Genomic DNA, 13,517 nt, shown 5'->3' with positions numbered 1-13,517 from the left:
CAGGTTTGTAGATCTTTGCAACATTTGTCTGAAAAAGAACTGCGACAAAAAAATTCGCCACATAAAAAAGCCCCGAACGGGTCGGGGCTTTTTTCCGAGGATGCGGCCTCGGTTAACTCAGCTTAGCGCACGCCATCCTGGCGCAGGGCCGCTGGGGTGAAGTCGCTGGTGGTGGCGGTGAAACCGAAGTCATACGCCTGTTTCTCTTCGTTCTTCATGCCCAGTGCAAGGTAGCGGCCGGACTGCAGGTCGTAGAGGGTTTCCAGGGCGTACCACGGCACTTGCTTGTCGTAGTAGTTCTCGGCATGCGCTTCAGCCACGCGCCACAGTTGGCCACGGCCGTCGTAGTGGTCGATGACCGCTGCTTGCCAGGTGTCTTCGTCGATGAAGAAATCACGTTTGGCGTAGATGTGGCGCTGACCTTCTTTCAAGGTGGCGACTACATGCCAGACGCGGCGCAGCTCGTAGCGAGCCAGGTCCTGGTTGATGTGGCCGGCCTTGATGATGTCGGCGTACTTGAGCTTCGGATCGTCGATCTTGTAGCTGTTGGAGGCGATGTAGATTTCTTTCTTGCCTTCCAACTTCCAGTCGTAGCGGTCCGGTGCGCCGTTGTACATGTCGAGGTTGTCGGAGGTACGCAGGCCGTCAGCGGCGGTACCTGGGCCGTCATAGGACACTTGCGGCGCCCGGCGCACACGGCGCTGGCCGGCGTTGTAGACCCAGGCCGAACGAGGCTCCTTCACCTGGTCCAGGGTTTCGTGCACCAGCAGCACACCACCGGCCAGACGGGCCGGCGCGGTCACTTGCTGCTTGAAGTAGAACAGCACGTTGCCCGGGTTTTTCGGGTCGAAGTCTTTCATCTTGTCACGGAACACAAACTGGTCGCGGAAGTACACCAGGCTGTAGGAACCGTTGGTTTGTGGCGTAGCCTGGGTTACCAGGCGGGTCACGCTGCCACCGCGATAACGGGTGATGTGGTTCCAGATGACTTCAACGCCGCTTTTTGGAATCGGGAACGGCACGGCGGTTTCGAAGTTTTCCAGGCCGTTGCCGCCGGACACCAGGTTGGTGGTGGTGGCGTTCTTCTTGATAGCGGCGAACACATCAGCCGGCACGGTAGCGCCGCGATGGGTCGGGTAGACCGGCATCTTGAAGGTCTCGGGGTAGCGCTTGAACATCGCGTACTGACCCGGCGCCAGCTTGTCTTTGTACTGCTCGACGTTTTGCGCGGTGATGGTGAATTGCGGTTGTTCACTCGCGTAAGGGTTGGCCAGGAACCCACGGGCGTCGACGGCACCGGCGTTGGTAGGCAGCGGCGACCACTTAGGAATGGTGCCTGCAGCGTTACCGGCCATCTCGGCGCCCATCGGGGTCAGACTCGTGCCCAGCTTGGCGGCTTCATCCGCCGACACTGCCGCCATGACGTTGCTCGCCAGGATCGACAGCCCAAGCACACCCACGTGCAACAGACTTTTGGTTATTTTCATGTTCTGGTCTTCCTGAAATGCAGTGTGCTTAGAAGTTCGCGCCGAAGCTCAAAGCGACAAAGTCGCGGTCATTCACTGTGCTGAAATCGCCGCCGAAGAAGTTCGTGTAGTTCAGGCTGGCGGTGTAGGTGTTCTGGTACTCGGCGTCCAGACCCAGGCTGACAGCCTTGCGACCTTCTTCGAAGTTAGCGCCAGGACCAGGGGAGTAACCCTTGACGTCATGGGACCACGCCACGTTTGGCTTAAGGTTGACGCCGGCGAAGACATCCGGGTATTCCCAGATTGCCCGAGCGCGGTAGCCCCAGGAAGTGGCCGTGGTAAAGCCATCGTTGTTGCAGTTGGTATTCAGCCCATTGGCATTACCCAGGCCGGCACCTACGGCGGTCGAGTTATTGAGCGTATTGCAGAAACCACCGGGCAACGTACCTGGACCAAATACCGGGTCGCGGCCATAACGAGCCTCTGATTTGCTCTCCAGGCCGCCCACGTGAGTCACCCCAATCTCGCCCACCGTGGTCAAGCGGCTCGCGCCCATCACCTGATCAAAGAAGTGCGTGAATGTGGTCTGGAACTGCGTGACTTCCTTGCGGTTGTAACCATGCAGGTCTTGACCAGGCGAGCCTTTGAGCACCGAAGCGTTGCCAAAGCCGGTAATAGGCGTGACGCCCGCATAGAGTATGTCGGTGGTGCTCAGTTGCACCGGTGCGTTTGGCCGGTAGCTCAACTCACCGCTCCATGCGGTACCGGTAGGCAGCGTGGTGGAAAAGCTCAAGCCGTAAAGACGGATGTCTTCCGGGTATTCGACGAAGTAGTTGGAGCTACCCGCCACAATCACCGGGCGTAGCGCCGCCAGCCCACCCAGAGGACGGTTGTACGCTGACGCTGGCGCACCTTGTGCACTGAAAATCGGCGCACGGCTGTGATAGTTCATGAAGTAAGCGCCGAACTCGGTGTCCAACGGCTCGAAGTTGTAGTGCATGGCAACGCCAAACTGACCGCTGTCGCGAGCATCACGGTCAGGACCACGGCGCACCAATACGCCCTCTTCGTTCACATCAACACCCAAAGTATTGAGGGTTGGATAAGCAAGAGGCGAGATGCGAGAGCGCTTGTTCAACACCCGTAGGTTGTTGTCGCAACCATCAGAGATGACGTCCGGCTGAGAGAAGAATGTCCCGCAGTTATCGGTAACCGTCTGGTCCCATTCCAACTGATAGAACGCTTCCGCCGACAAGTTATCGGTCAGCGTCTGCGACACATAGAACATGTTGACCGGAATCAAGCCTTCCTTGACCTCAGCCCCCGGACGACGGAACGCAGACACGTCGATCGGGTTGATGGAGTTGATGCCCCCACCGATGAAGGTACTTTCACCCCAGCTCACCACTTGCTTACCGAGCCGCACGCTGCCGGGCTGATCAGCAATCGAGTAGTTGTGGTAAACGAAAGCATCGAGAATTTGCCCGCCGGAGGACTTGGCGCCCTCTTTGCGATTGCTGTTGCTGATGTCCTTGAACTCGCGACTCTCGTCCTGGAGTTCGAAGTCATACCAGTACTTGCCACGCACAAATACGCCGGTGTCGCCGTATTTCAGCTCTAGATCATGGATGCCCTTGAAGATTTTCGAGAACGTCTCGCCACGCTTGAAGTTCAGGTGGCCGTCATCGGACGTCTGGGACAGGCCATTGCCACCGTTGTTAACACCGATCAGATCCTGATTGGGCTTGGCCGTCGACCAGCTCGCCCCCACGGAAAGAGACGAGTCAAAACTCCCTTCGATTTCACCGATATTGAAACTGACGCCGAATGCGGGCCCGGCGAGCGTAGAGGCGAGACTGACGGCCAGGGGCAATTTAGCCCGGCGCCAGAACTGGTTTACTGAGGTCATCGACGCTACTCCATGTGCATTATTGTTATGGCAGTGAGTTCGTTCTGTGATGCTTGTAACGGCCGGAATACAACGATTCCAATGCCGGACTGCAACTGAACCTCCATGGTCCGCAGCACCGCATCCTTGAAAAACTCTGGAAGGGACTATAGCCAGCAGGGGGTAGTGCTTGATCCCTCTAAAGTGTGATTTGCATCAGCAACCCGTCTGCCACGACCCTTTCGCCACGTCGACGAAGGCCGACGCGGGAAGGATGGCTGAAAATTGGCAAATCACAAGTGAAGGCGCGAGATAGAGCATCGCCGTGCAACAAGGGCACGGCGAATCAGCTCAGAGGGTGGACAGGAACGTGCTGTTGTTGGCCTGCCATTCGATGATGTCAATGCGGATACGTTTTTTGTCGAGCTTGCCGACGCTGGTCTTGGGAATTTCAGTAACAACAGCGATCTGGCTTGGAATCGCCCACTTGCTCAAGTGGCCCAGCTCCACGAACGGCTTGAGGTGTTCCTTGAGCTCGCGGGCCCCTATCACATGGCCATCATGCACCACCAACAACGCAAACGGGCGTTCCCCCCACTGCGGGTCGGCGATGCCCACCACCGCTACTTCGCGTACCGCCGGGTGACGGCTGACCAGGTCTTCGAGGGCCAGGGAAGAGATCCACTCGCCGCCGGTCTTGATCACATCCTTGATGCGGTCGCGAATATCGATCACGCCAAAGGCATCCAGCGTCGCCACGTCGCCGGTGTGCATCCAGCCGCCCGCCCACAGCTCGGCGCCCTTCTGCGGCTCGTTGTAATAACCTTCGGTCAGCCACGGTGCACGCAATACCAGTTCGCCCTGGGACTCACCGTCGGCGGGCAGGAAATGGCCGTCGCTGTCGATGATCGCGGCTTCCACCAAGGGCCCTGGCACGCCGGCCTTGATGCGGTAGGTGGTGCGCTCATCCTCGGTGCCCGCCATCAGCTCTTCGTTGAGGTGCGCGCAGGACACCAGCGGCCCGGTCTCAGACATGCCATAGGCTGCGGTCAGTTGAATGCCACGGGCCTTGGATGCTTCATACAGGGTGCGGTTGAGCGCGCTGCCGCCAATGACGATTTTCCAACCGCCAAAATCCACGTCCTGGGCGGCTTTTGCATTGAGCACCATTTGCAGGATGGTCGGCACGCAATGGGAGAAAGTGACCTTTTCCTTGCGCCACAGCTCCACCAGGTATTCCGGGTCGTAGCGGCCGGGGTAGACCTGCTTCAAACCGAGCATGGTCGCCACGTACGGCAGGCCCCAGGCGTGCACGTGGAACATCGGCGTGATCGGCATGTACACGTCATTGGTGCCGAGCAGGCGCACGCTGTCGACACTGCCCATGATGGTCGCCACGCCAATGGTGTGCAGCACCAATTGGCGATGAGTGAAGTACACGCCCTTGGGGTTGCCGGTGGTGCCAGTGGTGTAGAAGGTGGTGGCGACGGAGTGTTCGTCGAAGTCCTGGAAGTCGTACTTCGGGCTGGCAGCGGCCAGCAGGGTTTCGTACTCGCCTACCAGGTTTGGCAGCTCGGCGGTCTTGGCCTCGCCATCGGTGAGCAACAACGTCTTGTCAACGGTAGTGAGTTGCCCGGCAATGGCCTGGTAGAGACCCACGAACTCGCTGTTGACCAGCACGAAGCGGTCCTCGGCATGGTTCATGGTGTACAGGATCTGTTCCGGCGACAGGCGCACGTTGATGGTGTGGATCACCGCACCAATCATCGGAATGGCGAACATACATTCCAGGTAGCGATGGCTGTCCCAGTCCATCACCGCCACCGTGTCACCGGCCTTGACCCCGGCTTCTGTCAGCACATTGGCCAGGCGCGCGACCCGTTCGATCAGGGTTGGATAGGTGTAGCGCAATTTATCGCGGTAGACGATTTCCCGGGTTTTCTCGTAACGGGTCCCGGACATCAGCAGGCGCTTGATCAGCAGCGGGTATTGGTACGCACCTTCGGCGGGCGGAATGACACGGGTCTGCAACATACGAATCCCTTTTATGACTGCACGGTCTTGGCTTGAAGACCTGCACTTTAGAGACCTTATGTTTCAGCCAAATCAGCCAAAGGAATGATTTGCAGCGCCCAATGAATGCTAGCTTTGCGCCAGCATCGGGGACATGCAGCGCTCCAAGGTGGGAGCTGGCTTGCCTGCGATAGCAACGCCTCGGTACATCGGAAATACCGAGGCGCCTGCATCGCGGGCAAGCCCGGCTCACACATGGACCGTGCCCACTTGCATTCGGTCTTACTTATCCAGCCTTACTTCATGCTGGTAAACGCCAGCTTCACCCCAATCGCAATCAACACCGCACCCATGGTCCGATCGAACCAATGTCCCATCCGCGCAAACCCGGCGCGCACGCGTTGCTGGCTGAACAGCATCGCCACCAGGCAGAACCACAGCGCCGTGGCCACCGCCAGGTACACGCCGTAACCGGCCTGGACCGCCAGTGGCGTGTGCGGGTTGATCACCACGGTGAACAACGACAAGAAGAACAACGTGGCCTTGGGGTTCAAGCCATTGGTCACAAAACCTGCGGTAAACGCGCCACGGGGCGTGCGTTCGCCCGCTTCGCGATGCAACTCACCCTCGGCCGCAGGCTTGGCCGGCTGCGCGCGCAAAGCCTTGAAGCCGATGTACAGCAGGTAGGCCGCCGCCGCCCATTTCAGCGCGTTGAACAGCACGATGGACTGGGAGACGATCAAGCCGATACCGAGCAACGAATACCCCACGTGCAGGAAAATAGCCGACCCCACGCCCAACGCGGTCCAGGTCCCTGCACGGCGGCCGTGGGTCACACTTTCACGCACCACCACCGCGAAATCCGGGCCGGGGCTGGCCACCGCCAATAAGTGAATCAGCGCTACGGTCAAAAACTCGGCGACGTACATACGCACTCCATTAAGTAACTGATTATTTCATCTGATAGGCTCGGCAGATTACGCCTTCGAACCCTGTCGCACAAAGGTACAGTTGATGACGAACAATCGCCGCGCCGTCTTCCTTGATCACCCGTCCCTGGACTTGGGGGACCTCGACCTCAGCGAACTGCGCAACAGCTTCAGCGACCTGCACTTGTTCAGCGACACCACGCCGCTGAACGTGATCGAACACCTGCAAGGCGCCCAGGTTGCGATCAGCAACAAGATCGCCCTCAACAGCGAAACCCTGGCGGCCTGCCCGGCGCTCAAGCTGATCCTGGTGTCTGCCACCGGCACCAACAACGTTGACCTCGAAGCCGCCCGTGCCCGTGGCATTACCGTGAGCAACTGCCAGGGCTACGGCACGCCGTCGGTGGCGCAGCACACGATCATGTTGTTGCTCAACCTGGCGACGCGCTTGAAGGATTATCAACGGGATGTGCGCGCCGGCAAGTGGCAGGAAGCCAAACAGTTCTGCCTGCTGGACCATCCGATTGTCGAGCTGGAAGGTAAAACCCTTGGTTTGCTCGGCCACGGCGAATTGGGCAGCGCAGTCGCGCGCCTGGCTGAAGCCTTTGGCATGCGCGTGTTACTGGGCGCCATTCCGGGCCGCCCTGCCCGCGCTGATCGCGTGCCGCTGGATGAACTGTTGGCGCAGGTTGACGCGCTCACCTTGCACTGCCCGCTCAACGACCACACCCGCGACTTTATCGGCGCCCGCGAATTGGCGCTGCTCAAGCCCGGCGCGTTTGTGGTCAACACCGCGCGCGGCGGATTGATCAACGAGCAAGCCCTGGCCGATGCATTGCGCAACGGCCACCTGGGCGGCGCGGCGACCGATGTGCTGAGCGTTGAGCCGCCGGTGAACGGCAACCCGCTGCTGGCCGGCGATATCCCCCGGCTGATCGTCACCCCGCACAATGCCTGGGGCAGTCGCGAGGCGCGCCAGCGCATTGTTGGTCAGTTGGCGGAAAACGCCCGGGGCTTTTTCAGCGGCGCCCCGCTGCGCGTCGTGAGTTGATAAACTGCGCCCCTTTTCAAGGAGCAGACCATGGATCCGCGCAGTGAAGTACTGCTTCGTCAGGCCGAACTTTTTCAAGGCAACCTGCTGTTGGTAGGTTTGCCCGCCGACGACCTGCTCGGTCGCCTGCCCAACGCGCGCGGCTGGTGCTGGCATGCCGGCGACCAGGCCGCGCTGGACGCACGCTTCCCCGAGCGCAGCCAATTTGGCGTGAATGTGCCAGAGCGCGAATTCGAGGCGGCGGTCATCTTCCTGCCCAAGTCCAAGGACCTCACCGACTACCTGCTCAACGCCGTAGCCGCGCGCTTGCCCGGCGCTGAGGTGTATCTGGTAGGGGAGAAAAAAGGCGGTATCGAGAGCGCCGCCAAGCAGATGATCCCCTTCGGCAAACCGCGCAAGCTCGACAACGCGCGGCATTGCCAACTGTGGCAAGTCACCGTGGCCAATGCCCCGCAAGCGGTCGAGCTGGAGAGCCTGGCTCAGGTGTTCGATGTGCCTTTGGCTGAGGGGCCACTCAAGGTGGTGAGCTTGCCCGGTGTGTTCAGCCATGGTCGCCTGGATCGCGGTACCGAGCTGTTGCTGGAGCACCTGGATAAACTGCCGAGCGGCCATCTGCTGGACTTCGGTTGCGGTGCAGGTGTGCTGGGTGCTGCGGTAAAACGCCGCTACCCACACAACACCGTTACGATGCTCGACGTGGACGCGTTTGCCGCCGCCAGCAGCCGTCTTACTCTGGCCGCCAACGGCCTGGAAGCCGAGGTGCTGACCGGTGATGGCATTGACGCAGCGCCGATGGGTTTGAACGCGATTCTGACCAACCCGCCGTTCCATGTCGGCGTGCACACCGATTACTTCGCCACAGAAAACCTGCTGCGAAAAGCCGGCAAACATTTGGCAAAAGGCGGCGAACTTCGCGTAGTCGCAAACAGTTTCCTCAAGTACCAACCCTTGATTGAAGAGCATCTGGGTATTTGTGCGGTCAAGGCTGAAGGCAATGGTTTTCGCATCTACCGTGCCAAGCGCGGCTGACGGGCGTTTGAAAAAGAAGGCTTGCCGAATGGAATTTGCCTAGGCAGAATCCGCTCCGTCCTAGGGGAGTAGTCTCCCACGAGCGCCACGCTCGTCCGGCATACGTCAACATACTTGGTCAACAGACCATGGCGTATGCGACCCAGGAGTCCGCACAGACGGACCGGGGTTTGACAAGACCTATGACACGCACACCTTACCCGGGGCGGGAAGGCTGTACGTGTCATAGCCGTGTCGACCCGCCCCTGGAAACCTACCTGATGCTGGATTCATTACTCGTTCCTACCGCAATCGTTGCCTTGGCCGAAATCGGCGACAAGACGCAACTGCTCGCGCTCATCCTTGCTGCTCGCTTTCGCAAGCCCTGGCCGATCATCGCCGGCATTGTTGCCGCGACCCTGGCCAACCACGCGGCCGCCGGTGCCGTTGGCGCCTGGTTCGGGAGCTTCTTCTCCGACGCGGTATTGCACTGGATCCTGGCGGCAAGCTTCTGCGCCACGGCCTTGTGGACCCTGGTGCCGGACAAACTCGACGATGACGAAGCCAGCACCACGCGCAAATTCGGACCGTTCCTGACCACGCTGATTGCGTTCTTCCTCGCCGAAATCGGTGACAAGACGCAGATCGCCACGGTCATGCTGGCGGCGCAGTATCCGGAACTCTGGCTGGTGATTATCGGGACGACCGTGGGCATGCTGATTGCCAACGTGCCGGTGGTATTGGCGGGTAATTTTGCGGCGGAGAAACTGCCGTTGACCTTGATTCGCCGGTTGGCAGCTACGGCGTTTTTCATCCTGGCTATCGTGGCGGTGTACAAGGCCATGCAAAGCAGCGGCTGGATCTAAGGCTGCAAACCCGATCTCTGTGGGAGCTGGCTTGCCTGCGATGGCATCAACCCGGTGCAGCTGAGAGACCGAGTTGCCTGCATCGCGGGCAAGCCCGGCTCCCACATTGATCTGCGTTAACTCAGGATTTTTTGGCCTGCTGGTAAAGCGGCATCACCTTCGGAATCGCCGCCTGCAACGAGGCAATCCGGCTGTCGGAAGCCGGGTGAGTACTCATGAACTCCGGCGGTGCGCCTTCCGAAGCCTTGGCCATTTTGTTCCACAGCGTGATGGCCGCGTTCGGGTTGTAGCCGGCGCGGGCCGACAGTTCCAGGCCGATCAAGTCCGCTTCGTTTTCATTGCTGCGGCTGTTGGGCAAGGTCATGCCGTAGTTGGCCACCGTATCGGCCAGTGCCAGGCTGTCCTGGCCGAGGCCGAACAACGCACCGGCGCCCTGCTTGGCCATCTCGATCCCGTAGGCCTTGGACATGGCTTCGCGGCCATGCTCACGCAAGGCGTGGGCGATTTCATGGCCCATCACGGCGGCCAGTTCGTCATCCGTGAGCTTGAGGTTATCGATCAACGCGCTGTACACGAAGATCTTGCCGCCAGGCCCACAGTTGGCGTTCATCTCGTCGCTCTTGATCAGGTTCACTTCCCACTTCCACTGCGCAGCATCGGGGCGGAAGGTCGGCGCCTGGGCAATCAAACGCTTGGCAATGGCCTGCACGCGCTTGGCGTTGGCACTGGTCTTGTCCAACTGGCCTTTGCTGCTGGCTTCGCCCAACGTCTGCTGGTAGGACTGGGCATACATCTGGTCGACTTCCTGGCTCGACAGCATGCTGAACATGTACTGCTTGCGCTCCACTCCAACGGCGCCGCCGCTGGTGGTATTGACCGACTGACACCCGGCCAGCAGCATCGCTGCAACCAAACCACTTATAACCAATGACTTCTTCATGAACACTCTCCCTGAAAATACGCCCTGAAATATGGCGCGTATCGTAGGCGCACATTTGTATCTGCGCCAGATACAGCAGACGTGTAACTCACGATTTTCGGATACATCTCACCTATCCCATCAACGGCGGCGGGCATTCCATTCGCGACACCCCTGACATTTTTGTCGGAAAAACGCTCATGCCCACCGCGGCCGTGGCCGATACAAAAAGGCGGACCCTCCCCTCTGTGCCCGGAGTTCTCATGAAATTCAAGTCGATTCAGTTTTCTGTCGCGGCACTGGCTGGCGCTATTGTTCTGAGTGTGGTCGCTGTGCTGGTGCTTTACGCCTTGTTTGCCGGCGCGCGAACCCAGGCGATGGTGCAGGAGCGCACCCAGGCTCAGTTCGAGCAGATTGTCGAGCAACGCCTCACCGCCCTGGCGCACACCCAGGCCACGTTGATCCAGCGTGAGCTGGAAGCCCCGCTGGTGACCGCCAAGAGCCTGGCCACCGCCAACGCCCTGCTCGGCATGAAAGACGCCAAGGGCGAACCTGCCCTGCAGGTCGGCCGCGAACAATTGATCAACCTGCTGCATGAAACCGTGGTGCGCAACCCGAAGATCCTCGGTGCCTACATTGGCTGGGAGCCCAATGCCATTGATCACAACGACACGGCCTACGTGAACAGCTCCATTCTTGGCATGGGTGCCGACGGACGTTTCCTACCGTGGTGGTACCGCAACGCGGATGGCAGCCTGGGCCTGGATAAACTCGCCGACGTGGCCGACCAGAAAATCCTCTCCACCGGGGTGCGTGCCAGCGAGTACTACCTGTGCTCCAGGGAAAGCAAAAAAGCCTGTGTCATCGACCCGGCCCCTTACAAGGTGGGCAATGCGATGGTGATGCTGGCTTCTTTTATCGAGCCGATCCTGATCGACGGCACCTTCCAGGGCATCGTCGGTGCCGATCTCTCGGTCAATTTCATCCAGGACATGCTCACCAGCGCCGATCAGAAACTCTACGACGGTGCCGGTGAACTGGCGCTGATCTCCAGTAACGGACGCCTTGTGGCCTATACCAAGGACGCCAGCAAGCTCGGTGAAAAAGCCAGCGACTTGCTCGACGGCAACGAACTGGCCAACCTCGGCCAACTCAAAACCGGTGAAGTGCGCTACGACATCGACCGGGAACACGGGCATATCGAGCTGTTCCTGCCCTTCAGCATCGGCCAGACCGACGCGCGCTGGACCCTGATGATGCAGTTGCCCCTGGGCGCAGTGATGGCCGACTCGCAGAAATTGCAAAGTGACCTGGAAGCCCAGCGCAAGACCGATATCTTCGGCATGACCATTGCCGGCCTATTGATCGCCGGTGCCGGCTTGCTGGTGATCTGGCTGGTAGGCCACGGCATCGCCCGTCCGCTCAAGCAAATGGTGGCCATGCTCAATGACATCGCCCAGGGCGAAGGCGACCTGACGCGGCGCCTGACCAGCGATCGCGCCGATGAACTGGGCGCGATCGCCAACGGCTTCAACACCTTCCTGATCAAGCTGCAAGGCATGATCACCCAGGTGGTGAGTTCAGTGCAGAAGGTCAGTGACTCGTCGGAGCACACGGCTGATATTGCGATTCGCACCAACCAGGGCGTGCATAAACAAATGGTGGAAATCGACCAAGTGGCCACCGCCGTGCATGAGATGACCGCCACTGCGCAAGACGTTGCGCGCAACGCTACCCAGGCCGCGCAAGCCGCCAGCCATGCCGATCAGGCCGCGAGCCAGGGCATGCGGATTGTGCGCGACACATCCACCTCGATTGGCGCGTTGGCCGCAGAAATTGGCAAGGCCGTGGGCGTGGTGCAAACCCTCGCCAAGGACAGCGAGAACATCAACGCCATCCTTACGGCAATTCGCGGTATCGCCGAGCAGACCAACCTACTGGCGCTCAATGCTGCAATCGAGGCGGCGCGTGCCGGCGAGCAAGGCCGGGGTTTCGCCGTCGTCGCTGACGAAGTGCGCAACCTGGCGCAGAAGACTCAAAAAGCCACTGAAGAAATCCAGACCATGATCCAGCAGTTGCAACAAGGCACGCGGGACGTGGTACGGGTGATGGAGGACAGCCAAAGCCGCACCGATGAAAGCGTGCAACACGCGGCGAAGGCGGCCGAAGCGCTGGAAACCATCACCCAGGCGGTGTCGGTGATCAACGACATGAACACCCAGATCGCCAGTGCGGCCGAAGAGCAGAGCGCGGTAGCCGAGGACATCAATCGTAACGTGATCAACATCGGCCAGGTGGCCAATGAAGTGGCGGGAGGCGCGGATGAATCCAGCGCGGCCAGTGCGGATTTGACCAAGCTGGCGGAGCAGCAGCGGCGCTTGATCAATCAGTTCAAAGTTTAAGCTTTCGGGGATCTTGAGGACCCCATCGCAGGCAAGCCAATACACACCTTACGGGATCACGCCGGGGTCAAGCACTCCGGCCCATTGAGCTTCGGATCATTGACCATGTTGGCCAGCACCCGCTCGCGCAACGCGGTGGGTTCACTTGCCAATAGCCCTTGCAACACGTGCAACGGTGTTTCGGGATTGAGCCAGGCCGCCTGCCCCGCCGCATCCAGGATCAGCGGCCGACGCTGGCTCTGCGCAGCCTGGGTCACCACCGCCGTGCTCAGCCACACCTGTTCCTGCACCGGATACGCTTCCCAGATCGCGGCAAAAAACAAGGTGGAACCCTCTCCTGGCGTCAGCCAGTACGGACGTTTGCGCTGGGTGCCGCGCCATTCGTAGAACCCATTGGCCGGCAGCAGGCAACGGCGCAGGCGGAACGCTTCGCGAAACATCGGTTGTTCGGCCAGGGTTTCGGCGCGGGCATGGGCCGGCGTGCGCGAAAGGTCGGTCAGCCAGGGCGGTGTCAGGCCCCAGCGGGCCCGCGCCAGGGTGAGCTGGCCGTCGGTGGTGCGCTGGATCAGCACCGAATCGTTCGGGGAGATGTTCCACTGGGCCTGCTGGTCGGCCGGGAAACCCGGCAAGGCAGCAAAAGCGGGGTTCCAGCGAAACAGGGCATAACGTCCACACATGGGGCAACATGACTCTTGGGTAAACCGACCGACAGCCTAACAGACCAGAACGCCGGGGAAGCTGTCAGGTTCATCACCCGGCAGGGGTTGCGCGCCGATGTAGGCGGTGATCAGTTCACGCGCATCCACGGCCCGGTCGTTGTCCACCTCCAGGCCCAGCAAGCCGAAGATGGGCAGTTCGCCGGTGCCGCCGAGCAAATGGCGGCCCACCAGGTGGGCCTCGATACCTTCGCTGGCGAGCATCTGTTGCAGCAACTCGCCTTCCATCAGGTTTTCCGGTTCGTAGATTCGCTGCATG

Annotated in this window: 11 protein-coding genes, 1 pseudogene and 1 riboswitch; of the genes and pseudogenes, 5 read left to right on the top strand and 7 right to left on the bottom strand. The window is 60.2% G+C overall.

The window, feature by feature from the left end:
• Positions 1-122 precede the first annotated feature (122 nt).
• From JBO08_RS01250 to JBO08_RS01235, 4 genes are all read right to left on the bottom strand, one after another.
• Positions 123-1,487, bottom strand: coding sequence for a DUF1329 domain-containing protein (locus JBO08_RS01250; RefSeq protein ID WP_065875063.1), 1,365 nt, complete (start codon positions 1,485-1,487; stop codon positions 123-125).
• Positions 1,488-1,515: 28 nt separating this feature from the next.
• The gene (locus tag JBO08_RS01245; protein ID WP_065875064.1) at positions 1,516-3,375 is read right to left on the bottom strand and encodes a DUF1302 domain-containing protein; all 1,860 of its coding nucleotides are present in this window, start codon (positions 3,373-3,375) and stop codon (positions 1,516-1,518) included.
• Between the two features lie 330 nt (positions 3,376-3,705).
• Positions 3,706-5,388 (bottom strand): fatty acid--CoA ligase, encoded by a 1,683-nt coding sequence (locus tag JBO08_RS01240; RefSeq protein ID WP_065879598.1) that lies wholly within the window; start codon positions 5,386-5,388, stop codon positions 3,706-3,708.
• A gap of 275 nt (positions 5,389-5,663) precedes the next feature.
• Positions 5,664-6,296: a LysE family translocator gene (locus tag JBO08_RS01235; RefSeq protein ID WP_003188636.1), complete on the bottom strand. Its 633-nt coding sequence runs from the start codon at positions 6,294-6,296 to the stop codon at positions 5,664-5,666.
• Positions 6,297-6,381: 85 nt separating this feature from the next.
• On the opposite strand from JBO08_RS01235, the gene JBO08_RS01230 reads away from it, so the two are divergent.
• From JBO08_RS01230 to JBO08_RS01220, 3 genes are all read left to right on the top strand, one after another.
• Positions 6,382-7,347, top strand: a complete 966-nt coding sequence (locus JBO08_RS01230; RefSeq protein WP_065879599.1) for a 2-hydroxyacid dehydrogenase — start codon at positions 6,382-6,384, stop codon at positions 7,345-7,347.
• Positions 7,348-7,377: 30 nt separating this feature from the next.
• Complete coding sequence (locus JBO08_RS01225; protein WP_220074591.1) at positions 7,378-8,376, top strand: class I SAM-dependent methyltransferase; 999 nt, start codon at positions 7,378-7,380, stop codon at positions 8,374-8,376.
• A gap of 51 nt (positions 8,377-8,427) precedes the next feature.
• A riboswitch (yybP-ykoY riboswitch) is annotated at positions 8,428-8,547 on the top strand.
• 89 nt (positions 8,548-8,636) lie between these two features.
• A complete protein-coding gene (locus JBO08_RS01220; RefSeq protein ID WP_049709951.1) occupies positions 8,637-9,221 on the top strand; it encodes a TMEM165/GDT1 family protein in 585 nt (194 codons plus the stop codon).
• Between the two features lie 121 nt (positions 9,222-9,342).
• On the opposite strand, the gene JBO08_RS01215 is transcribed toward JBO08_RS01220, so the two are convergent.
• Positions 9,343-10,161, bottom strand: a complete 819-nt coding sequence (locus JBO08_RS01215; protein ID WP_065879601.1) for a M48 family metallopeptidase — start codon at positions 10,159-10,161, stop codon at positions 9,343-9,345.
• A 179-nt stretch (positions 10,162-10,340) separates the two neighbouring features.
• Here JBO08_RS01215 and JBO08_RS28365 point away from each other — a divergent pair.
• Both JBO08_RS28365 and JBO08_RS28360 read left to right on the top strand, forming a co-directional pair.
• Positions 10,341-11,684, top strand: a pseudogene (locus JBO08_RS28365) (HAMP domain-containing protein); the annotation flags it as partial.
• A gap of 15 nt (positions 11,685-11,699) precedes the next feature.
• A complete protein-coding gene (locus JBO08_RS28360; RefSeq protein WP_405045950.1) occupies positions 11,700-12,542 on the top strand; it encodes a methyl-accepting chemotaxis protein in 843 nt (280 codons plus the stop codon).
• 56 nt (positions 12,543-12,598) lie between these two features.
• Here JBO08_RS28360 and JBO08_RS01205 read toward each other — a convergent pair whose 3' ends face one another.
• Both JBO08_RS01205 and JBO08_RS01200 read right to left on the bottom strand, forming a co-directional pair.
• Positions 12,599-13,219 (bottom strand): SOS response-associated peptidase, encoded by a 621-nt coding sequence (locus JBO08_RS01205; RefSeq protein ID WP_065875070.1) that lies wholly within the window; start codon positions 13,217-13,219, stop codon positions 12,599-12,601.
• Between the two features lie 36 nt (positions 13,220-13,255).
• A complete protein-coding gene (locus tag JBO08_RS01200) occupies positions 13,256-13,516 on the bottom strand; it encodes a putative signal transducing protein (protein WP_065875071.1) in 261 nt (86 codons plus the stop codon).
• Position 13,517 lies beyond the last annotated feature (1 nt).

Source organism: Pseudomonas sp. LAP_36, assembly GCF_019456785.1.
Lineage (GTDB): Bacteria > Pseudomonadota > Gammaproteobacteria > Pseudomonadales > Pseudomonadaceae > Aquipseudomonas > Aquipseudomonas tritici.
This window is presented reverse-complemented; position numbering and strand designations above follow the sequence as displayed.

Coding starts and splice junctions, on each gene's coding strand:
- JBO08_RS01230 (WP_065879599.1), top strand. CDS start 6,382: ATGACGAACAATCGCCGCGCCGTCTTCCTTGATCACCCGTCCCTGGAC.
- JBO08_RS01205 (WP_065875070.1), bottom strand. CDS start 13,219: ATGTGTGGACGTTATGCCCTGTTTCGCTGGAACCCCGCTTTTGCTGCC.
- JBO08_RS01235 (WP_003188636.1), bottom strand. CDS start 6,296: ATGTACGTCGCCGAGTTTTTGACCGTAGCGCTGATTCACTTATTGGCG.
- JBO08_RS01215 (WP_065879601.1), bottom strand. CDS start 10,161: ATGAAGAAGTCATTGGTTATAAGTGGTTTGGTTGCAGCGATGCTGCTG.
- JBO08_RS01250 (WP_065875063.1), bottom strand. CDS start 1,487: ATGAAAATAACCAAAAGTCTGTTGCACGTGGGTGTGCTTGGGCTGTCG.
- JBO08_RS28360 (WP_405045950.1), top strand. CDS start 11,700: ATGATCACCCAGGTGGTGAGTTCAGTGCAGAAGGTCAGTGACTCGTCG.
- JBO08_RS01245 (WP_065875064.1), bottom strand. CDS start 3,375: ATGACCTCAGTAAACCAGTTCTGGCGCCGGGCTAAATTGCCCCTGGCC.
- JBO08_RS01240 (WP_065879598.1), bottom strand. CDS start 5,388: ATGTTGCAGACCCGTGTCATTCCGCCCGCCGAAGGTGCGTACCAATAC.
- JBO08_RS01200 (WP_065875071.1), bottom strand. CDS start 13,516: ATGCAGCGAATCTACGAACCGGAAAACCTGATGGAAGGCGAGTTGCTG.
- JBO08_RS01225 (WP_220074591.1), top strand. CDS start 7,378: ATGGATCCGCGCAGTGAAGTACTGCTTCGTCAGGCCGAACTTTTTCAA.
- JBO08_RS01220 (WP_049709951.1), top strand. CDS start 8,637: ATGCTGGATTCATTACTCGTTCCTACCGCAATCGTTGCCTTGGCCGAA.